This is a genomic window from Erythrobacter sp. EC-HK427 (assembly GCF_902498745.1).
Classification (GTDB): domain Bacteria; phylum Pseudomonadota; class Alphaproteobacteria; order Sphingomonadales; family Sphingomonadaceae; genus Alteraurantiacibacter.
In genome coordinates this window covers 96,807-119,318 of the sequence record NZ_LR701479.1, presented here as the reverse complement: position 1 = coordinate 119,318, position 22,512 = coordinate 96,807, and the positions used below count along the sequence as shown (strand labels likewise).

At 64.0% G+C, this 22,512-nt stretch carries 17 protein-coding genes; 8 read left to right on the top strand and 9 right to left on the bottom strand.

What is annotated here, in order from left to right; translation table 11 throughout:
* Nucleotides 1–97: 97 nt before the first annotated feature.
* Both GC121_RS00640 and GC121_RS00635 read left to right on the top strand, forming a co-directional pair.
* Nucleotides 98–976, top strand: coding sequence for a PadR family transcriptional regulator (locus tag GC121_RS00640; protein ID WP_234421043.1), 879 nt, complete (start codon nucleotides 98–100; stop codon nucleotides 974–976).
* Nucleotides 977–1,047: 71 nt separating this feature from the next.
* Nucleotides 1,048–1,506, top strand: coding sequence for a hypothetical protein (locus GC121_RS00635; protein WP_151972134.1), 459 nt, complete (start codon nucleotides 1,048–1,050; stop codon nucleotides 1,504–1,506).
* Here GC121_RS00635 and GC121_RS00630 read toward each other — a convergent pair.
* Genes GC121_RS00630 through bchE form a run of 3 tightly spaced genes read right to left on the bottom strand, consistent with a single transcriptional unit; the run spans nucleotide 1,498 to nucleotide 4,938 of the window.
* Entirely contained in the window at nucleotides 1,498–2,649 is a 1,152-nt protein-coding gene (locus GC121_RS00630; protein WP_151972132.1) for a glycosyltransferase family 1 protein, read from the bottom strand. The two genes, GC121_RS00635 and GC121_RS00630, sit on opposite strands and share 9 nt — an antisense overlap.
* A gap of 53 nt (nucleotides 2,650–2,702) precedes the next feature.
* The gene (gene bchJ / locus GC121_RS00625; RefSeq protein ID WP_199857688.1) at nucleotides 2,703–3,305 is read right to left on the bottom strand and encodes a bacteriochlorophyll 4-vinyl reductase; all 603 of its coding nucleotides are present in this window, start codon (nucleotides 3,303–3,305) and stop codon (nucleotides 2,703–2,705) included.
* Between the two features lies 1 nt (nucleotide 3,306).
* The gene (bchE, locus tag GC121_RS00620) at nucleotides 3,307–4,938 is read right to left on the bottom strand and encodes a magnesium-protoporphyrin IX monomethyl ester anaerobic oxidative cyclase (protein WP_151972128.1); all 1,632 of its coding nucleotides are present in this window, start codon (nucleotides 4,936–4,938) and stop codon (nucleotides 3,307–3,309) included.
* 167 nt (nucleotides 4,939–5,105) lie between these two features.
* Here bchE and GC121_RS00615 point away from each other — a divergent pair, with 167 nt between their 5' ends.
* The 3 genes from GC121_RS00615 to GC121_RS00605 all read left to right on the top strand — a co-directional run bounded on the left by GC121_RS00615 (nucleotide 5,106) and on the right by GC121_RS00605 (nucleotide 7,248).
* Entirely contained in the window at nucleotides 5,106–5,501 is a 396-nt protein-coding gene (locus GC121_RS00615) for a thioredoxin family protein (RefSeq protein ID WP_151972126.1), read from the top strand.
* A 25-nt stretch (nucleotides 5,502–5,526) separates the two neighbouring features.
* Complete coding sequence (locus GC121_RS00610; protein ID WP_151972124.1) at nucleotides 5,527–6,246, top strand: cytochrome c biogenesis CcdA family protein; 720 nt, start codon at nucleotides 5,527–5,529, stop codon at nucleotides 6,244–6,246.
* 297 nt (nucleotides 6,247–6,543) lie between these two features.
* Nucleotides 6,544–7,248 (top strand): DUF4253 domain-containing protein, encoded by a 705-nt coding sequence (locus tag GC121_RS00605; protein ID WP_199857687.1) that lies wholly within the window; start codon nucleotides 6,544–6,546, stop codon nucleotides 7,246–7,248.
* A gap of 14 nt (nucleotides 7,249–7,262) precedes the next feature.
* Here GC121_RS00605 and typA read toward each other — a convergent pair whose 3' ends face one another.
* Complete coding sequence (gene typA, locus GC121_RS00600; protein WP_151972120.1) at nucleotides 7,263–9,101, bottom strand: translational GTPase TypA; 1,839 nt, start codon at nucleotides 9,099–9,101, stop codon at nucleotides 7,263–7,265.
* Nucleotides 9,102–9,445: 344 nt separating this feature from the next.
* Here typA and GC121_RS00595 point away from each other — a divergent pair, with 344 nt between their 5' ends.
* Nucleotides 9,446–12,163: a TonB-dependent receptor gene (locus GC121_RS00595; RefSeq protein ID WP_151972118.1), complete on the top strand. Its 2,718-nt coding sequence runs from the start codon at nucleotides 9,446–9,448 to the stop codon at nucleotides 12,161–12,163.
* A 162-nt stretch (nucleotides 12,164–12,325) separates the two neighbouring features.
* Entirely contained in the window at nucleotides 12,326–13,192 is an 867-nt protein-coding gene (locus GC121_RS00590; RefSeq protein ID WP_151972116.1) for a glycerophosphoryl diester phosphodiesterase membrane domain-containing protein, read from the top strand.
* 65 nt (nucleotides 13,193–13,257) lie between these two features.
* On the opposite strand, the gene GC121_RS00585 is transcribed toward GC121_RS00590, so the two are convergent.
* Entirely contained in the window at nucleotides 13,258–15,768 is a 2,511-nt protein-coding gene (locus GC121_RS00585; RefSeq protein WP_151972114.1) for an ABC transporter permease, read from the bottom strand.
* A gap of 144 nt (nucleotides 15,769–15,912) precedes the next feature.
* Nucleotides 15,913–16,611 (bottom strand): ABC transporter ATP-binding protein, encoded by a 699-nt coding sequence (locus GC121_RS00580; protein ID WP_370513723.1) that lies wholly within the window; start codon nucleotides 16,609–16,611, stop codon nucleotides 15,913–15,915.
* 27 nt (nucleotides 16,612–16,638) lie between these two features.
* Between GC121_RS00580 and GC121_RS00575 the strand changes: the two genes are divergently transcribed.
* The gene (locus tag GC121_RS00575) at nucleotides 16,639–17,376 is read left to right on the top strand and encodes an arylesterase (protein ID WP_234421042.1); all 738 of its coding nucleotides are present in this window, start codon (nucleotides 16,639–16,641) and stop codon (nucleotides 17,374–17,376) included.
* 12 nt (nucleotides 17,377–17,388) lie between these two features.
* On the opposite strand, the gene GC121_RS00570 is transcribed toward GC121_RS00575, so the two are convergent.
* The 3 genes from GC121_RS00570 to GC121_RS00560 are packed head-to-tail and all read right to left on the bottom strand — an operon-like array spanning nucleotide 17,389 to nucleotide 22,509.
* Nucleotides 17,389–20,673 (bottom strand): FG-GAP-like repeat-containing protein, encoded by a 3,285-nt coding sequence (locus GC121_RS00570; RefSeq protein WP_151972110.1) that lies wholly within the window; start codon nucleotides 20,671–20,673, stop codon nucleotides 17,389–17,391.
* A 10-nt stretch (nucleotides 20,674–20,683) separates the two neighbouring features.
* A complete protein-coding gene (locus GC121_RS00565; RefSeq protein WP_151972108.1) occupies nucleotides 20,684–21,628 on the bottom strand; it encodes a hypothetical protein in 945 nt (314 codons plus the stop codon).
* Nucleotides 21,625–22,509, bottom strand: coding sequence for a 2OG-Fe(II) oxygenase (locus tag GC121_RS00560; RefSeq protein ID WP_151972106.1), 885 nt, complete (start codon nucleotides 22,507–22,509; stop codon nucleotides 21,625–21,627). Before GC121_RS00560 ends, GC121_RS00565 begins: the two co-directional genes overlap by 4 nt.
* Nucleotides 22,510–22,512: the final 3 nt, after the last annotated feature.

Sequence of the window (22,512 nt, the reverse complement as noted above, 5' to 3'; positions counted from 1 at the left end):
GGGGAGCGGGTAGCGGCGCGCGAAAATTTTCACCGGCCCCTTGTTATGATAGGTCTAAGATATATCTTAACCGTGGGACACCTATGGAGATATGGCAATGGCCAAAAGCAATGACCGCGGCGCAAGGCCGCGTAAGCCCAGCAAACCGGCAAAGCCGCGCAAGCCCGCCGCGCCGACCGAGGAAGTGATCGAGCCGGAAGATATGGAAGCGGTGGACGATGCAGAGGCGGATTTTCCGGAGGGTGAGGACTTCGATGTCGAAGTGGAAATCGAGATCGAGGATGACGCCTTCTCCCCCCGCAGCCGCCGCGCCAAGGTGAAATTCGACGATCTGTTCGGTGCAGACGGCCCGTTTGGCCGCGATGGCCCGTTCGGCCCGGGTGGCCCGTTCGGCGCGCAAGGCCCGTTTGGCGCGCAGGGCTTTTTCGGCCCCGGCGGCATTTTCGGCCAGCGCCGTGGTAGTTCCCCGCGCCGCCGCGCTGTCGACGAGGCGTTTGGCGGCCCGCCGCAAAAGCGCCGCCGTATGTTCGGTTCGGGCGAACTGCGGCTCGTTCTGCTCGCCATGCTGGCCGAGGAGGCACGCCACGGATACGAGCTGATCAAGGCCTTGGAAGAGATGACCGAAGGCGCCTATTCGCCGTCGCCCGGCATCGTCTATCCGACGCTGCAAATGCTCAATGACGAAGGCGTGATCGCGGTCGAGGAATCGGACGATGCGCGCAAGCTCTACAAGGCGACCGACGCCGGGATTGCCGAATTGGAAGACCGCGCCGATGAAGTCGCGCTCTTGTGGGAACGCCTCGGCCGCCGGGCGCAGCGGGCCAAGCCCAAAGCCTCGGCCGATCTGTTTCGCTCGCTGGGCAATCTGGCAACGGTGCTGACGAACAAAGCCTCCAAAGGCGGGCTGAAAGAAATCGACCAGGACCAGATCATTGACCTGATTGACGCGCTCGCCCGCAAGATCGAGCGGATGTAACTTCGTTTACCGGATTTGCCTTTCCGGCAACACATGATACCCCTCTCCGGCGAAGCTCGGGGAGGGGTTTTATGTTGGAAGCTGATACACCGCATACGCCGTGGCATTTGTGGGCAGTGGCCGGTGTCGCCGTGCTGTTCACATCGTTCGGCTGCTATGATTACTTCATGACGCAATCGGCGGACCGCGCCCATGTCGAAGCGGCGATGGCCCCTGCCGGGGTGGATGCCGATGCGGCGCTCGCCTATTTCGACGCGTTTCCTGTCTGGTTGGACGCGATCTGGGCGATTGGCGTTTGGGGCGGATTTGCGGGCGCATTGCTGCTGCTTTTGCGTAACCGCTTCGCCTTTCCCGTTTTCGCCGCCTCGATCACCGCCTTCGTGGTGTCCAATGCCTACGGGATGGCCAATCCGATCCCCGGAATGGAGGATCCTTCGATGGTCTATGTGGTGACCGCGGTGGTGTTCGCCGTCATGCTGTTCCTGACGCTGTATGCCCGCGCGATGGCGGCCAGAGGCGTGCTACGCTGAACCGCGCTCTGCCAGCAGGCGGAGATACTGGTCGGCAACCGCTAGGTTGATCGCTTCCCAATCGTAAGGCTCCGCTTCGCGCGCGGCGGCCTTGCCATGCGCTGCGGCGAGGGCGGGATCGCGGCAATAGGCCTCCAGCGCGTCGGCAAAGCCCTTCGGATTGCCCGGCGGCATCAGCCGGCCGGTGCGCCCGTCTTCCAGCAAGCCGCTGCTGCCCGTCGCCTGCGCGGCGACCACCGGCACGCCGCAAGCCATCGCCTCCAGCGTCACATTGCCGAAAGTCTCGGTCGTGCTGGGGTTGAACAGCACATCCATGCTGGCGACCGCGCGGCCCAGATCAGCGCCGCCCTGAAAGCCGGTGAACACGGCATCGGGCGTCCGCTCGGCAAACCAGTCGCGCGCCGGGCCATCGCCTATCACCATCACCTGATGCGGCACGCCACGCGCGCGCAATTCGGTGAGCGCCTCGGCGAAAATGCCCAGACCTTTTTCCAGCACCAGCCGCCCGAGGAAGCCGATGACCGGCGGTTCGTCCGCCAAGCCGATCCCGCGCCGCCAGTCCAGATCGCGCGCGCTTGGATGAAAAACGGTCTTTTCGACCCCGCGCGACCAGATCGCCACCGCCTCGTTCATCCGCTGCGCTTTCAGCACCGGAACCATCGTGGGGCTGGGCACCAGTAGCAGATCGCATTGCGCATAGAGCGGCCGCAGCCACGCCTCCACCGCGCCTTGCAGGAAGCCCATCCCGTAAAACTCCGGATAGGTTTCGAACCGCGTATGGATGGTGCAGACCAATGGCTTGCCACGCGCCTTCGCCCATTTCGCCGCCTGCCGCGAGGCGCGGTCGGGGCTGGAGATGTGGACGACGTGCGGATCAAACGCCTCCAGATCGCGCAGCGCCTCGCCCGAAAGGCTCCACGGAATGCGGTATTCGCCGCGCCCCGGAATGGCGAAGGAGGGCACCGAAACCAGCGGTCCCGTCGGCGGAAAGGCGGGCTGCTCCACTGTGGGCGCATAGACCCGCACATCCACGCCATGCGCCAGCAGCGTTTCCACCAGCCGGTTCTGCGCCTTGTTCGCCCCGTCGCGGACGTAATTGTAGTTCCCGCTGAACAGCGCGATGCGAAGATCGGACATTTCCATCCGCGCCCCTTAGGCGAGCACGCCATAGAGGGGAAGGGGGAGGGCGTGGCGGATCAGGCGGCAAAGGGTGCGATGCGGTAGACATGGCGGGACAAACCCGGCGCAGCGCCGGGCAATTCTCGACATACGCAATCTGCTCGCACCAGTTGCTGATAGAGCCGCGAGAAGACGGCACCGTACCAAACATAGGCCGTGCGCGGCACCGCTCCTTCGTTCAAGCCAGCTCGGTCAATGCTGAACGACCACGCATCCTCAACGGTAAAGGCCCCCGCGCCCACAAATGTCCATGCATGTCGCCGGATCGCGGCCATCAGCAGCGGCCCGGCAAAGCGGGCGGGCAGCAAGCGCAGAAGGTTGCGGGCGAGCAGGGGGATGCGGTGCGCAATGATATAATCGGCAGTGCGGCTTCCCGCCTCGCGCGCGACAGTTAGCGCATGGCGTGGTGACAGCGCGGACAGCGCCCGGTGCAATTGCAGGGCATCGCGTTCGGGGATCATGGATTGCCCGCTGGGGAGAGCGCAAATCCCGGCGGTGGCCAGAATGATAGCGCTGCTTTCCGCGCCCAATTGCCGCTCCATCGCTGCGGCCATTTGCAGCACGGCATTCGGCCCGATCAGAGCGGGCGCTTCGCCCTGCGGCTGGCGCACCGCGCGCATGTCAGTCTTCCGCCATAGCGGCGCCCACATCGAGCCGGTCGCGCTTGCGCGTCTCCGCGCGGTCTTTCATCTGCTTGTGCACGGCTTCGCGGCGGGCCTTGGCTTGCGCGGCCTTGTCGGCATTGCTCTGCCAATCGGTGGCCGCATCGGCGGCAACCGCGCGGCTTTCATCGAAGTGCCAATCCAGCTGCTTCTTCGTTTGCGGCCCCCAATAGCCTGCTTTGCCTAGATCGTAGAAGGAGCGCTTGAAGCCTGCGCGCAGGAAGGCGTAGAGGCAGCCGAGAAGATAGCGCCGCCGGAAGCCCGTGCCGCGCCACGGATAATGGAACAGCGCCTTCTTCATGTAGAAACGGCGGTAATTCTTCATCACCCCGTCGAGCAGTTCCCCGCGCTCCATTGCGGCGGGTTTCATGATCGGGGTGACGAAATTGTATTTGCTGAAATCGTGGATTTCGACCTGATCCTTGATCTCCTCGAACAGCGGAGTGAAGGGCCACGGCGTATACATCGCCCAATTGGCGAGGTCCGGCTGCCAGTCCCATGCCATCTGGTAGGTTTCTTCCAGCGTCTCGGGCGTTTCATTGTCGAGCCCGACGATGAATTGCGCCTCCACGAAAATGTCCGCTTCGCGCAGCAACCGGATCGCTTCCTTGTTCTCCTCGACCTTGGTTTCTTTGTTGAAACGGTCAAGTTTCATCTGCGCCGCAGCTTCGGTGCCAAGGCTGACATGGACAAGCCCCGCCTTGCGGTAGAAAGGCAGCAGCTCGCGGTCGCGGTAGATATCGGTGACACGGGTGTTGATCCCCCATTTCACCTTGTCGGGCAGGCCGCGATCGATCAGCTCCTGGCAAAACTCGATGAATTTCTTGCGGTTGATGCTCGGTTCCTCGTCCGCGAGGATGAAGAAGCCGACGCCGTGCTTGTGGTGCAGCTCCTCGATTTCATCGACCACATCCTTCGGATCGCGCACGCGGTAATCGCGCCAGAATTTCCATTGCGAGCAGAAGGAGCAGGTGAACGGGCAACCGCGCGCCAGGTTGGGAATAGCGACCCGCGTATTGAGCGGCAGGTAGATGTAGCGGCTCCACTCCAGAATGTCCCAATCGGGCGTGATGGAGGCCATATCCTTGATCGTGTCCGCCGCAGCCGTGGCGACGATCTGGTCGCCATCGCGGAAGGCGAGGCCCTTGATCCGCTCGCGGTCTTGCGGCCAGCGGCCTTCCTTGATCGCGGTGAACAGATTGACCGCAATCTCCTCGCCTTCGCCGCGTACGATGACATCGATATGCGGCGCTTCGGTCAGCACTTGCTGGTACATGAAAGTCGCGTGGACACCGCCCAGCACGCGCACCACATCGGGCGCGACCATGGCGGCGATTTCCAGCACCCGCTCGGCGGCATAGATGCTGGGTGTGATCGCCGTGGTGCCCACCACATCGGGCTGCAATTCATTGATGCGGCGCTGCAGTTCTTCTTCGGAGACATTTTCCGTCATCGCGTCGATGAAGGTAATGTCGTCAAACCCCGCCTTGCGCAGCGGCCCGCTGAGATAGGCGACCCAGGCGGGCGGCCAGGTTCCGGCGATCTCCGCCCCGCCGGAGCGGTAATTGGGGTGCACAAACAGGATTTTCATAAGGCCACCTCTCTTGTCCGGCGGCTGGACCCACCGCGTTGTGCAACCTTGGTGCGTCTGTTGAGCGCCGCGCGCATTGATCGGGATCAAATCGCGTGTTGGCGATGTAACCCCCCGCCAACTCCCGGCGAACCCTCCTGTGTCTTACCCATGCAGGAGAGCCGGAAATGTCCAAGTTCAAAGCCCTTTTCCTCGCCATTGCGGCGTTGTTTGTCGCGCTGCCTATGGCGGCGAGCGCGCAGGCGCGGCTGGTCGAGTATTCGCAGAGCACGTTTGAAGCGGCGCAGCGCGAAGGGCGCACGATTGTCGTCGATGTCCACGCGCCATGGTGCCCCACCTGCCGCGCGCAGGAGCCGATCCTGCGCGAACTGCGCAGCCATCCTGACCTCGCCAATGCGCTGTTCATCCGTGTCGATTTCGACAGCAATGCCGCCTTCCGCCGCGCGCACAACATCCCGCGCCAGTCGACCATTCTGGTGTTCCAGGGGCGCAACGAAACCGGGCGCTCGGTAGCGGAAACCAACCGTGACCGGCTGCGCAGCTTTGTGCTGGGCGCGATCTAGTCGGCGCTGACGGGAGCCCCAACCCATGCTCGGCAGCCTCGCCCTCGCTTTCGTCGCCGGTCTGGTGACGATCCTCAACCCCTGCGTTTTGCCGCTGGTGCCGATCATCATCGCCACCGCCATGGGCAAGAGCCGCTGGGGCCCGGCGGCGCTGGCGGGCGGGCTGGTGCTGAGCTTCTCCACCTTCGGCCTGCTGGTGATCGCCTTCGGCTTCCAGGTCGGGCTGGACGAGCAGCTGCTGCGCTACACCGCGGGCGGATTGCTGATGGTGGCGGGCGCGGTGCTGCTGGTGCCGCGCGCACAAATGGCCCTGAGCGCAGCGGCGGCTCCGTTGACGGGTGCCGGCCAGCGGATGCTGGGCCGCACGAGCGGGGAGGGCGCTATCGGCCAGTTCGTGGTCGGCGGGCTGCTCGGCCTTGTCTGGGCACCGTGCGTCGGGCCGACGCTGGGCATCGCGATTGCCGCGGCAGCGCAGGGCGAGAACCTGCTGTCGGCCTTCGGCATCTTCCTCGTCTTCGGGCTGGGCGTGGCGACCTCGATCCTCGTCTTCGCCTATGGCTCAAGGAAGGCGCTAGGCCAGCGCAGCAAGGCGATGCAGAGCATTGCCCGCTACGCCAAGCCGCTGCTCGGCGGCGCGGTGCTGCTGGCGGGACTGCTGGTGGTGACAGGATTTGACCGGATGATCGAGGCCAAGGCGCTCGACCTGCTGCCACAGGGGCTGGTGGAGTTCACCACACGCTTTTGAGGGCGCACAAGTTGAACCCCCGTTCCTGAGCTTCGCTTCCCCCCACAGTCGCTCAGGAACACGGAGCCTTCGGGTCGCCCCGAAGGCAAGGCCCGGCCGCCGCAAGACGGCCGGGCCTTTTGATATGGCTTGGAAGACTTGCGTTTTCGCAGAGCTGTGGTGAATAATGCGAGGATGATTACGCGACGAGATGCCCTTGCAACGCTGGCCGGATATTCCGGAGCGGCGCTTCTGCCTCCTGTGGCCGTTCGAGTCGCACCGCCAGCATTTTCAGTGGTCAAATCCGGGAACTCCATAATGGTCGATTTTCCTTATCCGCTTGTGACCGTTCGGGGCGAGGCGGCACTTGCACAATGGGAAGTGCTTCGCGCTGGCGATGATGGCTATCCCGTCATTGTGGGTGACGATGACGCCCTCGCGAGGCTTGCGGAGGGTCTGGCCTTGGATGGCCCTTTTGATCCCGCAGTGACGCTCGAAGCTGCCAGCGTACTGTCCGGCCCATCGTCCATTCATGACTATCGCCGCCAGCAGTCTGAACTTTATGCAGCATTGCTTGGCGAAGAATTCGCGGAAGAATGGGTCCCCGAGTTGGGGGATTGGCCTGCCTCCGCGCCGCAATCGCCCGGATTGACCGTCCATCTGGACTTGCTGTCAGGCCAGCCTCACGAGCGCGTCCACATCGCCCTCTTGCCGACTTCGCAGGGCTGGGAAGCGCCTGCTTATCTTCGGTATGGAGGATGGAACGAATGCCCGCCCCCGGAGCATCATGTCGCCATGCTGCGTTCCTGGCACGAGCGCTATGGCGCCGAGTTGGTTGGCATAAGCAGCGATATGGTAAATGTCCGCGCTGCGACACGCCCGCAGACCCGGGATGAGGCGCTGGGCCTTGCACGCGAGCAATACGCCTACTGCGCCGACATCGTGGATCAGGGTGTGCAAAACCTCAGCGCACTGGCTGCTGGCCTAATGGCAGACGACTGGTGGTTCTTCTGGTGGGATTAGCGCTTCCCTGAAACTCAATCCCCCGCGGCGCGCTTTGCCCGTTTGCGCTCGTGCGGGTCGAGGTGGAGTTTGCGCAGGCGGATCGATTGCGGGGTTACCTCCACGATCTCGTCATCGCCGATATAGGCAATCGCCTGTTCCAGCGTCATCTTGCGCGGCGGGGTGAGGCGGATGCCTTCGTCCTTGCCGCTGGCGCGGAAGTTGGTGAGCTGCTTGCTCTTGAGCGGGTTCACCTCAAGATCCTCGGGCTTCGCGTTCTCGCCGATAATCATGCCCTGATACAGCTTCTCGCCGGGGCTGACGAACAGCACGCCGCGCTCCTCGATGGTGTTCAGCGCATAGGCCTGCGCTTCGCCCTGTTCCATCGAGATGAGCACGCCGTTCTGGCGTCCGGCGATCTTGCCCTTGTGCGGGCCGTAGCTGTCGAACAGACGGTTCATGATGCCGGTGCCGCGCGTGTCGGAGAGGAATTCGCCGTGATAGCCGATCAGGCCGCGCGAGGGGGCGATGAAGGTCAGGCGCGTCTTGCCGCCGCCGCTGGGGCGCATTTCGGTCATCTCGGCCTTGCGCTGCGCCATCTTCTCGACAACGGTGCCGCTGAATTCGTCATCGACATCGACGACGACGGTTTCATACGGCTCCAGCCGCTCGCCATTTTCTTCGCGGTAGAGCACGCGCGGACGGCTGATCGACAGCTCGAACCCTTCGCGGCGCATGGTTTCGATGAGCACGCCCAGCTGCAATTCGCCGCGGCCTGCGACTTCGAAGGCGTCCTTGCCGGCGCTTTCGGTGATGCGGATGGCAACATTGCCCTCGGCCTCGCGCTCCAGCCGGTCGCGGATCACGCGGCTCTGCACCTTGTCGCCTTCGCGGCCGGCATAGGGGCTGTCATTGACCGAGAAGGTCATGCTGAGCGTGGGCGGATCAATCGGCTGCGCGTGGATCGGCGCGGTGACATTCGGGTGGCACAGCGTGTTGGACACGGTTGCATCGGTGAGACCGGCGATGGCGACGATATCGCCCGCCTTGGCGTGCAGCACTGGCTCACGATCGAGCCCGTTATAGGCGAAAACCTTGGTCGCGCGGCCGACTTCGACCTGCTTGCCGAACACGTCCAGCGCCTTGATCGGCATCCCGACTTCCAGCCGCCCGCTTTCGATCCGGCCGGTCAGGATACGGCCAAGGAAGGCGTCACGGTCCAGCAGGGTGGCGAGCATGGCGAAATCGCCTTCCTCGTCCAGATCGGGCGCGGGCACGTGGCTGACGATCATGTTGAACAGCGGCAGCAGATCGCCGTCGCGTGCTTCGGGATTGTCGCTGGCATAGCCGCTGCGGCCCGAGGCGTAGAGCACGGGGAAATCGAGCTGTTCGTCATTCGCATCGAGATTGACGAACAGATCGAACACTTCGTCCAGCACTTCGGTGGCGCGGGCATCGTGGCGATCGATCTTGTTGACGACGACAATCGGCTTGAGGCCGAGGCCCAGCGCCTTGCCGGTGACGAATTTGGTCTGCGGCATCGGCCCTTCGGCAGCGTCCACCAGCAGGATGACGCCGTCAACCATGCTCAGGATACGCTCAACCTCGGCGCCGAAATCGGCGTGGCCCGGCGTATCGACGATATTGATACGGTAGGTATGTGTGCCGCCCGGAGGGGCCCATTCAACGCTGGTGGGCTTGGCGAGAATAGTGATCCCGCGTTCCTGCTCCAGTTCGTTGGAGTCCATCGCACGCTCTTCCACACGCTGGTTATCACGGAACGTGCCGGACTGGCGGAAGAGCTGATCGACCAGCGTGGTTTTGCCGTGGTCAACGTGGGCGATGATCGCCACGTTACGAAGGGGCGCGGACATTGTGCAAATTCCTGAACAGGGGCCTTGGCAGGCGTCAAAACAGCGAGGCGCGATATGTTGCACCTGCGAACGGGAGCGCCCCTAGACGCTAACGCCGCAAGCCGCAAGATGCGCGGTGTACCACGATTTCGCCGCAAGAACCTTCCCTATACGTCAGACCTTTCTCTGTTGCGCTAATGTTACAGTACGTTGAACATTGTGAAAGGCCTGCGAATCTGTCAATTGTGCGCCGGTTACAGGCTGCGTAATAGAGATGGCCTGACCCTTAGGTCGCTGAGGGGGATGGGAGAAACGTTGCGACACGGCAACGGTTTCCATGTCCCGCGGGAGAGATGGAGAAATCAATGACCAAGTTTCGTGCCGGTGAGGCCGGTTTTTCGCGCAATTTCCTTTGCGGCGTTGCCGCTGCTGCACTGATTGTTCCGGGCGCCGCTTACGCGCAGGATACCGATCCCGGCGAAGAAGAGGCCGCACCCACCGGCAACACCATCGTTGTGACGGCGACCAAGCGCGAACAGACGCTGCAGGAAATCCCCGTCGCCGTTTCGGTGACAAGTGCCGAAACGCTTGAGCGTGACGTGATCCGCGACATCCGCGATCTGCAGACTGTTGTCCCCTCGCTCTCGGTCGGCCAGCGCCAGTCCTCGGCCAATACCGGCTTCTTCATCCGCGGTTTCGGCAATGGCGCGAACAATGTCGGCATCGAACCCTCGGTCGGTGTGTTCATCGACGGCGTGTTCCGCAGCCGCACCGCCTCCTCGATCAGCGATCTTCCCGCTGTGCAGCGCGTCGAAGTGCTGCGCGGCCCGCAGTCGACGCTGTTCGGCAAGAACGCATCGGCGGGTGTTATCTCGGTCGTCACCGAGGAACCGCAGTTCGATTTCGGCGGCAATGCCGAATTCACCTATGGCAATTACGATCAGGTTGTTGCGCGCGCCTACGCCACCGGCCCGCTGTCGGACATGGTTGCAGTCAGCATCGCTGGCGGCATCAATAGCCGTCAGGGCTTCTTCGAAGACCGGAACACTGGCAGCTTCTCCAACAACCGCGACCGCTGGTTCGCGCGGGGCCAGTTGCTGGTCGATAACGGCACCAATCTGCGCGTGCGCCTGATTGCCGATTATGACAGCATCGACGAAATCTGCTGCGCCGCAGTCAACGCGCAGAGCGGCCCGTCAACCGCTGCCATTCTGGGTGTCGGCGGCCAGGTGACCGATCCGAACGATCCGTTCGCTGACATCGTCTTCAACAATTTCGATTCCACCAACGATATCGTCAATCACGGCGTTTCGGCGCAGATCGATTATGAAGTCGGTGACTGGACGCTGACTTCGATCACCGCCAGCCGCACCACCGAATCGCTGACCTTCCAGGATTCGGACTTCTCCAGCGCCGATCTGATCTTCCCGAACTCGCAGGATCTGGAAATCGACACTTTCACGCAGGAATTCCGCATCACCGGTTCGATTGCCGACCGTGTCGATGTGCTGCTGGGTGCGTTCTACATCAATGAAGACGTCACCTCCGATCAGCAGCTGCTGTATGGTGCGGACTTCCGCAACTATGCGAACCTGCTCGTCGGCAATCTGTCGAGCGGTGCTTTCGTGCTGACCCCGTCGCCGCTGTTCCCGACCGCGGTTCCGCTGGAGCAGGTATTCAGCGCATCCTTCGGCCAGAACTTTGTCGGCACCTTCTTCAACCAAGGCCAGGGTTTCACCGAAAACTACACGCTGGATTCGGAAGCCTACTCGCTGTTCGGCCAGGTCGACTTTGAAATCGTCGATGGTCTGGTGCTGACGCTGGGCGGCAACTACACCGATGACAGCAAGGAATTCACCCAGAACGCGGTGTCGACCGACGTGTTCTCGTCGATCAACTTCAATGCGCCGCAGCTCGCTCCGTTCCGTGGGCAGGTGCTGGGCCAGGGCTTCGTGTCGCAGGCCGTGGGCACCGTGCTTGGCCTGGGTCGCGGCGCGACGGCTGCCGAAGTCGCTGCCTTCGCCGGCTCGAGCGCGGCCAACTTCGCCGCCTTCCAGCAGATCCAGGTGCAGGCAGGGCAGTTTGCGGCCGCCAATGTCAACAACCCGCTGGCAAACCCGCTGAACCCGCTGCGTGCCTTGCAGTTCCTGCCGCCCTTCCTCAACGTTCCCAACTCGGTGGAGGACGGCACGACCAATGACAGCAATTTCAGCTACACCGCGCGTCTCGCCTATGACGTGACGCCCGATGTGAACATTTACCTGAGCTACGCCACCGGTTTCAAGGCCAGCTCGATCAACCTGTCGCGTGACGCGCGTCCGTCGCTGGCGGATCGCACCGCGATCATCAATGCGGGCCTTGCCCAGCCGAACCAGACCTATGGTTCGCGCTTTGCCGGCCCCGAAGAATCGACCGTGATGGAAGCGGGCATCAAGGCGAATTACGACTTCGCCTCGATCAACCTGACCGTGTTCGATCAGGAAATCGAAGGGTTCCAGACCAACATCTTCACCGGCTCGGGCTTCGTGCTGGCCAATGCGGGCAGCCAGTCGACCTTCGGTGTCGAACTGGAAACGCAGTGGTTCCCGGCGGACGGCCTGACGCTCAACGCTGCGGTCACCTATCTTGATCCGACCTTTGACAGCTTCATCCAGTCGGCACAGGGCGATATTTCGGGCACCCGTCCTTCGGGCATCGCGGAATATACCGTCATCGTTGGCGCGCAGTATGAAGGCGAGCTGCCCAATGGCCGCCTGATCCCCCGCGTCAACTACCTCTGGTCGACCGAGTATCAGCTGGTCGAAGGCCTTCCTGCCTTTGCCGTGCGCGCACCCGATGGCACCATTGCCAACGGCCAGCCTGCCATCGATGCCGGCCTGCCGTTCACCGCGCGCCAGAGCAATCTGACCGCCTCGCTTACCTATGAGCACAATAGCGGCGTTGCACTGCAACTGTGGGGCCGCAACCTGCTCGACCACCGCGACCTCGGCACGGTGTTCGACAGCCCGGCCCAGCCGCTCAGCGTTTCGGGTTACCCGAACGATCCGCGCACCTACGGCGCAACGCTGCGCTTCAACTGGTAAGCGCGGCTTCCGCAACGGAATTGGGGAAGGGGGCTTTCAGGCCCCCTTTTTCGTGTCTCCCCTGGCGCGCGCCTTGAGCGCCCAAGCCTGAAATCGCCCTTGCGTCGGGTGTAAAACTGTGATGCTCTGCGCAGCAGTGTTCTCAGGGGAAGGGGCTCAATCATGGAACTCAATATCGGGCAAGTCATATCGAACGCTTTTGGCATGGTAAAACAACGTTTTGCCGGATTGCTGGGCGTTTGGGCGATCTATTTCGTCATCCAGATCGTGCTGATGTTCGTGCTGTTTGGCGCCATCGGCTCGACAGTCTTTATGGCCGGGCTAGACGGGATGGGTGCGCAGCCAGACCCTCTGGCTCTGGGCGTCGGTGCCATCCTCCTTCTGATTGTGAGCTATTTCGCGCTTATTGTGCTCGCCTTCGCGTCACAAATATCGCTGGCGCATCACGCTTCGCCTTTGCTGTCACCCGATATCGCTTCGTCCTTCAAGGCCGGCATCAGAAGCATTTTGACCGTGCTCGGCCTCGTGCTGCTGTTCATTGTCGGCTATATCATCATCGCTGTCGCGCTGGGGATCCTCGTCGCCATCATGTCGGTGGCCGGTGACTTCGGCTCAACGCTGGGCGCAATCGCGGCCATGCTGGTGGTCCTGTGGCTCGTCTGCCGCCTGATCCTGACGATGCCGATCATCGCGGTGGAAGGCGAACGCAATCCGATCAACGCGATCACCCGCTCGTGGGCGCTAACCAGCGGCAATGCCTTGCGGATTTTCCTCGCGGTGCTGGTTTTTGCCGTGCTTTTGATTGTGCTGGCAATGATTGTTGGCGCGGTTCTTGGCGGCGGTCTGGCAGCGACAATGGCCGGTGCGGGTGGTACTGACAGCATCGCCGCGCTGTCTGGCGGCGTGATCTTTGCTGTCCTGGTTTTCGGTCTGATCTCGGCGGTGAGCGCCATGATCATGTCGAGCTTCGTATCCGCTCTGCACGCGGGCCTCTCGCCCACAGCAAGCGTTAGCGCCACGTTCGAGTAAACATCCGTTGGAAAAGCGAAAGCCCGCCGGTGAGGATGCTCACCGGCGGGCTATTCGTATCCGCTCTACAGAGACCGCAGCGTCTGCGCCGGACGCGCCCGAAGCAGCGGCAGCGATGCGCCCAGCGCAAAGCCCAGCACCAGCACCAGTCCGCCGCCGAGCACGGCAAAAATCTGGCCCCAATCGGGCAGCCAGTCGAATTCGAACAATTGCGTGATGATAAGCCAAGCGACGCCCGATCCCAGCGCCAAGGCCACGCCCGCCAGTATTGCGGCCAGCAAGCCAAACTCGGCGAATTGCAGCGCGAGGAGCTGGCGACGGCTCGCGCCCAGCACGCGCAGGATCACCGTGTCGTAAATCCGCGCCGCCCGCGCTGCCGCAATCGCGCCCAGCAGCACAGCAATGCCCGCCAGCACCGCCACCGAAGCCGCCGCAAGGATTGCCAGCGATACCTGATCGAGCACCGCGCGCGCCTCGGTCAGCAGCGGGCCAACTTCGATCACGCTTGAGCTTGGGAAAGCGCGCACCAGATTGCGCAGCAGTCCGCCGGTTTCGGCATTCTCCGGCAGGGAAATCGTCGCGGCCAGATTGTGCGGCGTGTCCTCCAGCGTGTTGGGCGAAAACACCCAGACATTGTTGAAGCCGAGGCTTTCCCAGTCAATCCGGCGGAAGCTGGCAATCCGCGCGGTGCGCTCCACGCCGAGGATCGAGACGGTGATCATGTCGCCAATCTCCAGCCCCGCCGCCTCGGCTAGATCGACATCGACCGACACGAGATTTTCGCCGCGATAGAGCGGGGGCCACCATTCGCCCTCGGTAATTACATTGCCGTCGGGCAGGGCGGCAGCATAGGTCAACCCGCGCTCACCGCGCAGGCCCCATGCACCATCGGGCAGTTCCTCGATATCGGCGACGATCTGCTGGTCATCCTCCGGCCCGAAGGAAATGATCGTCCCGCGCATCGTCGGCACCGCGTCGATCTGCGCGCCGGGCACTGTTTCTTCGACCACTGCGTTGAAATTCCCCAGCTCCGTCTTGGGAATATCGAGCACGAAATAATCGGGCGCGAGGTCGGGCACGCTGCGCTGGATATTGTTGCCAAGGCTGGTCTGCAAAGCGGCGAGCAGCACGAAGGCGGCAAGCCCGAAGCCCAAAGCCGTTACCAGCGAGCCGGTCGCCGCGCCGGGGCGGTGCATATTGGCGATGGCGGCGCGGGCGATGGGGTTGGACGGACGCGGGGCCTTGGCAGCCGCCTTGCGAATGCCCCAGCCGAGCAGCGCAAGAAAGCCGAGGATCGCCGCCGCTCCCGCCAGAAAACCTGCGGAGAGCAAAGGGGTGGGGGAGAAGGCCACGGCCAGCACGATGATGCCGGTGAGGCCGATGCCCACCGGGATCGCGGCGTCCCTCCATTGGCGGGCGAGCGGGGACACTCGCGCGCGCATCAGCGCCATGGCGGGGAAGGACTTGGCGCGCGCCAGCGGCGGTGCGGCAAAAACGAGCGCCACCAATAGTCCGAACAGCAGTGCGCGGAGGAGCGCCCACGGATCGACAACGAAAGTGGTCGAGACAGGCAGCAGCGAGCCGAGCGCGGTCGCCAGCAAAGGCGTCACCAGCACGCCGACGAGCAATCCGGCCATCGAACCCGCCAGTGCCGCCGCACCGACTTCGAGCGCGTAGATGCGGGAAATGTCGCGCGAGGTCGCACCGAGGATTTTCAGCGTCGCAATCGAATTGCGCCGCGCTTCGAGATAGGAATTGACCCCGCCGCCAATGCCGATCCCCGCGATCACCAGCGCGGCCAGCCCCACCAGCGTCAGAAATTCACCCATGCGGCTGACGAACCGGTCGGCCCCCGGCGAAGCGCGCCCGGCAGTGCTGACATCGAAAGAGACATCGGGGAAGGTCGTGCGCAGTTCTTCCTCGATCGCATCGGGATCATGCGCGCCGTCAAAGCGGACGCGGGTTTTGGTTTGGTACAGCGCGCCGGGTGCGGTGAGGCCCGCCCGCTCGGGCAAGTCACGTGCGACAAGAATCGCTTGGCCGAGTGCAAACCCTTCGCTGAGGCGGTCGGGCTCTTCGGCGATAATGCCGCTCACCGTCACTTGCTCGGTGCCGATGGTGATCGTGTCGCCCAATGCCACATCGAGCCGCTCGGCCGCGCCGGGGGACAGGTAGGCATCGTTGCCTTGCGGAGCCTGCGCCGCGCCCTCGCCTTCGAGCAGCAGCGTGCCGTACATCGGGTAATTCCCGGCGACCGCCTTCAGCTCTATGGGCACGGCCGCATCCTCGGTGCTGGCCATGGCCTGCATCCGGTAACCCGGTGACAGCTCGCCATATTGGGCCAGCAGCGCGCTTTCGTCTTCGGTGAGTGGGCGCTGCCACAATTCGACTTCGAAATCGCCGCCCAGCAGTGCCTGGCCTTGCCCGTCGAGCTCGCTCTGGATCGCCGAGGTCAGCGAACCAATCGCCGCCAGCGCGCCGACGCCGAGGAACAGGCACACGAGCAGCAGCCGAAGCCCGCGAAACCCGCTGGAGAGGTCGCGGCGCGCAATCGTCCAGGCGCGGGCCCAGGTCATCCTCTCCCCTCCCGCTTGCGGGAGGGGCCGGGGGAGGGCTTGTTTGCAAATGCGCGCGCGCGGATGCCCACCCCGCTGCGACTAGGCAGCAAGCTGCCAAGTCTCGCTGCCCCTCCCGTCAGCGGGAGGGGGAAAGGGCACGCATCACGCACTTGTATCGCTCGCAATCAGTCCGTCGGCCAAAGTCACCACGCGGCTGCACCGTTCGGCGAGCTTCGGATCGTGGGTAATCACCACCAAAGTCGCACCGGTTTCCGCGCGGCGTTCGAACAGCACGTCTTCCACGCTGGTGCCGGTGGCGGTGTCGAGATTGCCGGTCGGCTCGTCGGCGAAGATCAGCGGCGGGCGCGCGGCGATGGCGCGGGCGATGGCGACGCGCTGCTGCTCGCCGCCCGAAAGCTGCGCCGGGTAATGTGTGAGGCGATGGCCGAGGCCCACCGCAGTCAGTTCCGCCTCCGCCTTCTCCCACGCCGCATCATCGCCCGCGAGTTCCATCGGTGTGGCGACATTTTCCAGCGCGTTCATCGTCGGCAGCAGGTGGAAGGCTTGCAGCACAATCCCGATCCGGCCACGGCGGGCGAGGGCGAGTTCGTCCTCGCTCAAAGTGGTGAAGTCCTTGCCCGCGACCGTAAGCTGGCCCGATGTGGCTTGCTCCAATCCGGACAGCACCGACATCAGCGAGCTTTTGCCGCTGCCCGAAGGGCCGAGCAAAGCCAGCGTTTCGCCGGGGGCGACATCGAGATCGATACCGCGCAGGATTTCAACAGCCGCTTCGCCTTCGCCCAGGGTAAGGCGCAGGTCGCGTGCGGAAATGACGGGGGAGGTGCTGAGGGGGCTTGTCACCAGCGCCCGATGGCATAGCTAGTGGCTATGAACAACCCATCCCTAATCCCGTGGAAGAGCGTCATGCGCTTTTCGTCGATCATTCCCGCGTTGGCGCTGGCCGCTTGCGGTGCCGAAGCGCCTGTCAGCCAAGCGCCAAATGACGTTCGGGCCGAAGTCGATGCGCCCATCGAAGACGTGCTGCCGGTGATGGGGCCGGAGCGGGTGATCCTCGGCTTTGGCGACAGTCTGATGGCGGGGTATGAGCTGGAGGAGAACCAAGGCTATCCCGAAAAGCTGGAAGCGGTGATGCGCGCGCGCGGCATCAATGCGCGGGTCATTGATGCAGGCGTTTCGGGCGATACGACGCAGGCGGGGGCGCAGCGGCTGGCCTATGTGCTTGATAATCTGGGCGAAGTGCCCGATCTCGCCATTCTGGAGCTGGGCGGGAATGATCTGCTGCGCCAGCTATCCCCCGAACAGACCCGCGCCAATCTGGAGGCCATGTTGCAGACCTTTGCCGAGCGGGACATTCCCGTCGTGCTGATGGGAATGCGCGCGCCGCCCAATCTGGGGCCGGAATACCAGGCCGCGTTTGACGGGCTCTATCCCGCACTCGCCGAGCAATATGGCGCGACTTTGGTGCCGTTCTTTATGGAACCCCTCGCGGCCAATCCCGACCTGCTGTTGCCCGACCGCATCCACCCGACCGCCGAGGGTGTCGACGCGATGGTCGCAGCGACGGTCGATACAGTGATCGGCGCGCTGCCGGAGGAGGGGGAGTAGAGCGGGCGTGATTTAACGCCCTCGTGTCACCACAACCTCACCCCCGCGCAAGGAGCGCGGACGGATCAGGCTTTCGCTGCCATCGGGCCATGTCACCACGATCAGCGACACTTCGCCCGCGCTGCCAAGGCCGAAATGCGCGGCGACCGGATCGAAGGACTGGTAGCCGCCGCTCGCCTTGATCGGGCGCACCTGGCATGAACCGACGCTCACCCGCGCCACCCCGCCGGTGCAGATCGTCACCCGCGCGCCAATCGCTGCCGAATTGCCGCCGCTCTGGCGCAAATACACCCACAGCCCGCGCCCCGCCGGGCGATCATTGCGGTGGGCGATGACATTGGGGCCGGAGAGCGAGCGGATCAGATCGACATCGCCGTCGCGGTCGAAATCGAGCCGTGCCGCGCTCAATGACGGGATCGGATCGTCGAGCCCGAAGGCGGCGCCTGCATCCTCGAACCGGCCTTCGACATTGCGGTAGAAGCTGTTGCGGTCATCCTCCGGCGTGCGCGCCCAGTAACCGCTCATGACGAGCAGGTCCTGCCAGCCGTCCTGATCGAGATCGGTAAAGCGCGCGTCCCACGTCCAGCCGGGCATATGCACGCCCTGCGGTGCGGCGGTTTCGTCAAAGCCGCCAGCGGCGCGGCCGACAAACAGCAGGTTGCGATTGGTGTAGGTCGGGCCGAGCAGTTCCTCCAGCGCGTCCCAACCGGGCTTTTCCTCCATTTCGAGGAGCAGCGAGGCACACATCGCCTCGAACCGCGGATTGCCCGCCATTTCGCGCAGGCAGCGCGCGTGCATCGCGGTGTCGGGCGCGTCGGTGCGGTTCTGGAAGTAATATTGCGTCAGCGCGCGGGCCGCGCATTGGCTGCGCAGGCCCGGATCACGCATCCGTTCGCAGCCCGATTGCAGGCCGGCCTGATAGCCGCCCTTGAGCTGCGTGATGGCGTTGAGCCGGGCGAGGCAGGCTTCGCGCTCCGCCGCGTCCCAGCGCATATCGTCCCCCACCTGCGCGCAAATGGTGGTGAGATTGGTGATGCGTTCCTGCGTCGTGCCCGCGCGGTCGGCGCTGGCTATCTGCCCGCCGTAATAGTCAGGGATGAGGTCGTTATTGATGTCGCCTTCGTCGTAGCTCATCGAGGTGAACATCCGGAACGGGAAGGGCACGCCCGCGCCCGTCGGTATGGTGCTGCTGCCGTCGGCGGCGAACATCAGGAATTCATCGGTATTGGCGACGTCGTCTCCAGCGACGAGATCAATGGTGCCGTTGCGGTCAAAATCGCTGGCGAGCAGCGACAGCGTCTGGCCGGGATATTCGCCGAAGGGCTGTGCCTCGAACGCCCCTTCGCCGCGCCCGAACAGCAGGATGTTCTGCTGGCTCTCCACATAATGCCCCGCAAAACCGGGCGAGGAGATGCCCAGCCCCGCATTGCCCAATGCGATGTCTAGCACCCCGTCGCGGTTGAAATCGGCGAAGGCCGCGGATTGCGTGATCGAACGGTCATCGCCCGGCAATTTGACCATGGCGGCGGCATCGAACCCTCCATCCGTGTTCCAGAAGACGTAATTGCCCGCGCTCTGGGTGGAAACGAACAGGTCGGGCGCGGCGTCGCCGTTCAGATCGACCAACGCGACCACGTGCGCCAGCGCATCGTCCACCGGGCCGAGATCGGCCTGCTGGCGCACAAATTCGCCGTCGACATTGGCGTAGATGGCGAGGCCGCTATCGAGGAAACTTTTGCGCAGCACCACATCCGTCCAGCCATCGCCGTGGATGTCGCCCGCCGCCACGCCGCCTTCGAACTGGTGGAAGAAGGAACGCGCCATGGAATGCAGCGGCTCGGTAATGCCGATCCCCAGATCGCGGCCGACAATGCGGGTGAAGGCGGTGCCGTCCTCTGCCGCCGCTACCGGCGTGACGGGGAGTAGCGCAAGACCGGCGATCCGCTCGCCTTCCTGCGCGAAATCCAGCGTTTCCACCGGCACGGCCTGCGCATCGAACCGCTCGCGCAAATCGGCGAGCGACACGGCGGTTTCGGTGTCCGGTGCTGCGGGCCAGGCGATCGGCTCGCTCGCGGCCATCAGCTGGCGATAACTTTCCAACCGGTATTCGCGCGCGGGGCCGCCGAGGAATTGCGCCAAAATCCCCGCGCAGACAGCCGCGCACACAACCATCAGCCACAGCGAGACGGCCGTGCGCAGCGAAATCGCCTTCCAGATGACGATGAAGGCATAAACACTGAACGATCCCAGCGCGACCACTGCCGCCGCGCCGTAAGAATCGCTCATGCCGATGCTCAGCAGCACGGCGGTGAGGATCACGTCGAGCGCGATGGGCGCGGGCGCGAAGCTCAGGAACAGCGCGACGATCAGCATCCCGCCGAAAATCGCCAACAGGCTCGACTGGGGCAAGACGCCGACAAAGGCGTTGGGGCTGAACACCTCGACAAATAGCGCGCCGAGCAGCGCGGCGAGGAACATCATCGGCACGGTGACGATGAAGATGAAGAAGAAATTGCGCGCATAATGCCGCACGAACCAGATCAGCGTGTCGACCACGCCATATTCGCCCGCCTCGTATTCGCGCGGGGCGAGGTGGCGCATCAGCCAGCCCGAGAGACCGGTCAGCTTCTGCCCGACTGCGCTTGCGGCGCTGGCATTGCGGGTCGCTTCGGTCTCCTCCTTAAGGATGAAGCGGCAGAGCAGCGGCACGCCCACCAGCACCATGGTGAGCGCGGCGAGCAGCTTTACCGCCGCAACCTGCACCGGCAGCAGGGCGAAGCTCATGGTGACGACGATCACATTCAATGTCGGGCTAGCCAGCATGGCGGAGAGCGTTGTCTCCAGCCGCAACCGTCCGGCGTGCAGGCCCATGGCAATCGGCACCGCGCAATTGACGCAGACGCCCAGCGGCGCACCGATCACCGCGCCCAGCGCCGAATTGGCGAAGCCGTTTTTGAACGAGCGGCGCTGGATCAGCGACAGCAGCGTCAGCGCCATCGAACCGAACAGCACGCCGAAGGTCATGCCTTTGATATTGGTGACGATCCAGTTGATCGTGTTCGCCCAGAGCACCGAAAGGAAGCTCGCCCCCGGCACCACTTCGATGGCAATATCAAAGGACAGGCCCGACAAGGGCGTATCGCCCCCCATCATCGCCTTCTCGCTCAGCCCCGGATAGCGGCTGCTTGTCCAGAAATAGATCGCCAGCATTGCGGCCAGCAGGATCACCAGCGGCAGCCGGTAATCGCGGGCCTTGCCTTCGGGCAGGGTCATGGTGGGGAGCGTGGCCTGGTTCACTGTGGGCGTCCTAAAGGGCTGGCATGGGGTGCTTGGCGCACAAGCGGTGATAGTCGCCCTGCAAGCGGGCGAGCAAGGCGGGGTGGGCAGCCGCGAAGGCGTCTAGCTCCGCAGTGGGAACCGGGGTGTAGGGCGTGTGGCGTGCCTGACCGCGTGCCTTGGCATTGATCGCACCGTTCCACGGCGGCGCGTCGGCGGGATCAAGGCCCAAGGCGCGGCAGATCTCCGGATAGCGCGCGGCCAGATCGGCATAGGCGATACACGGCGCCTTGTCGGCCAATACGCCCATCGCGGTGATGGCGCGCAAATAGCTGCTCGCGGCGGCGAGCAGATAGCGATCCGCGTCCAGCCCCTCCAGCTCCGGCAAAATCCCTGCGCCTTCCCCTTCAGCCTCGGCACGCAGACGGGAAGTGCGCTTGCGGGCGAGCGATTCGAGCACAGGCAGCGGGTCGCGGTGCAGCAGCACGAACCGAGCGCCCGGCATCTGCCGATGGAGCAGCGGGAGGAACGGCCCCAATTGGCTCGACAATTTGAGCACCAGACGTTTGCCCCGCGCCTTCGCCCAGCCACGCCACGATGCAAGGATGGCGAGCGCGGCGTCGAGCGCCTCGCGCTCGCTGGCGAGCTGGCCAAGCCTGCCATGCAGCGCGGCAAAGAAGGGCGGCTCGCTCAGCACCACCGTGCGGTCGTTCGCGGCGATATTGCGGGCAAGCAGGGTGGAGCCACAGCGCGCGACATGGGCGATGATCGCCACGTCGCTGTAATCGGGATCGGGCGGGTTTTGCGCCGCCTTCCACGCCGCATAGGGCTGCATCGACTGTGCCGCTGCATCCGCTGGCACGGCATCGCGGAAGAAGGGCGCGCTCCAGTCCAGCGCTTCAGGCTCGACCATCCGCACCAGCAGATGCGCGCCCGCCGCCTGCAAGCGCATCGGCAGATGGCCTGGCGCGCTCACCACGGCCAGTCCAGCGTGTCGGCGGGCTTGTGCAGATGGCCGCTCACAGCAAAGCGCCCGTCGGCAAAGGCGTTGCCCGGCACATGGGTGGGGCCGACCGCGTGGTAGAACCAGCTGGGGAAGGCGACGAAGCGGTTGGCTCGGGGTTCGACCTTGGTGAAGAAGCTGTCCGAACATCCGGCATTGGCCGGATCGGAATCGAGAATGAACAGCTCGCCGCCTGCAAAGCGCGGCGGGGTGGCGCTGAAATAGTAGAGCCAGGTGAGGGCCCGCCCCGCCTCGCGCCCGCTGCCGTGATTATCGCGGTGGGTATTGAAGAAGCCGCCTTCCAGATGGTTGGTCAGCTTGATTTCAGAGCGTTCGACGGTGAAGCGCGGCAGTTCCAGTGCGTCCTGAAAGCCGTACAGATTATCCGCCACGTAATCGAGGAAGTGCTGGCGCAGCACTTCGAATTCCCACGTCAGCAGCGTTTCGCGCTTGTCCGGATCATACAGGTTTTCGCCGGAGGAAAGGCGGGCATGGCGGAAACGGTCGGCAATATCGCAGGCGTGGCGATAGAGTGCCTCCATCGCGGCGGCGGGCAGCAGATCGTCGATCACGATCAGCGGAGCAATCCTCTGCCCGTCCTTGCTGGTCAGCCCCGGCGGAATGGTGAGCTGCGGATGGGCTTCCATCGCGCCGGGCACCAGCGTGCGATAGGCATCCCGCGTCGCGTCAATATCCCCGCTCCGCCGCAGCAAATTGGCGCGCATCTGGCGCTGGTCGGTGTTGGGCGCGGTGTCCGCCAGCTTGGCATCGAGCTGGGCGATTAGCGCAGCGTTGATCCCCGCATCACCGATCCGGGCGAGCATATCATACTGGATGCGCGCGGATTCGTGCACAGG

Coding starts and splice junctions, on each gene's coding strand:
- GC121_RS00640 (WP_234421043.1), top strand. CDS start 98: ATGGCCAAAAGCAATGACCGCGGCGCAAGGCCGCGTAAGCCCAGCAAA.
- GC121_RS00635 (WP_151972134.1), top strand. CDS start 1,048: ATGTTGGAAGCTGATACACCGCATACGCCGTGGCATTTGTGGGCAGTG.
- GC121_RS00630 (WP_151972132.1), bottom strand. CDS start 2,649: ATGGAAATGTCCGATCTTCGCATCGCGCTGTTCAGCGGGAACTACAAT.
- bchJ (WP_199857688.1), bottom strand. CDS start 3,305: ATGCGCGCGGTGCGCCAGCCGCAGGGCGAAGCGCCCGCTCTGATCGGG.
- bchE (WP_151972128.1), bottom strand. CDS start 4,938: ATGAAAATCCTGTTTGTGCACCCCAATTACCGCTCCGGCGGGGCGGAG.
- GC121_RS00615 (WP_151972126.1), top strand. CDS start 5,106: ATGTCCAAGTTCAAAGCCCTTTTCCTCGCCATTGCGGCGTTGTTTGTC.
- GC121_RS00610 (WP_151972124.1), top strand. CDS start 5,527: ATGCTCGGCAGCCTCGCCCTCGCTTTCGTCGCCGGTCTGGTGACGATC.
- GC121_RS00605 (WP_199857687.1), top strand. CDS start 6,544: ATGGTCGATTTTCCTTATCCGCTTGTGACCGTTCGGGGCGAGGCGGCA.
- typA (WP_151972120.1), bottom strand. CDS start 9,101: ATGTCCGCGCCCCTTCGTAACGTGGCGATCATCGCCCACGTTGACCAC.
- GC121_RS00595 (WP_151972118.1), top strand. CDS start 9,446: ATGACCAAGTTTCGTGCCGGTGAGGCCGGTTTTTCGCGCAATTTCCTT.
- GC121_RS00590 (WP_151972116.1), top strand. CDS start 12,326: ATGGAACTCAATATCGGGCAAGTCATATCGAACGCTTTTGGCATGGTA.
- GC121_RS00585 (WP_151972114.1), bottom strand. CDS start 15,768: ATGACCTGGGCCCGCGCCTGGACGATTGCGCGCCGCGACCTCTCCAGC.
- GC121_RS00575 (WP_234421042.1), top strand. CDS start 16,639: ATGAACAACCCATCCCTAATCCCGTGGAAGAGCGTCATGCGCTTTTCG.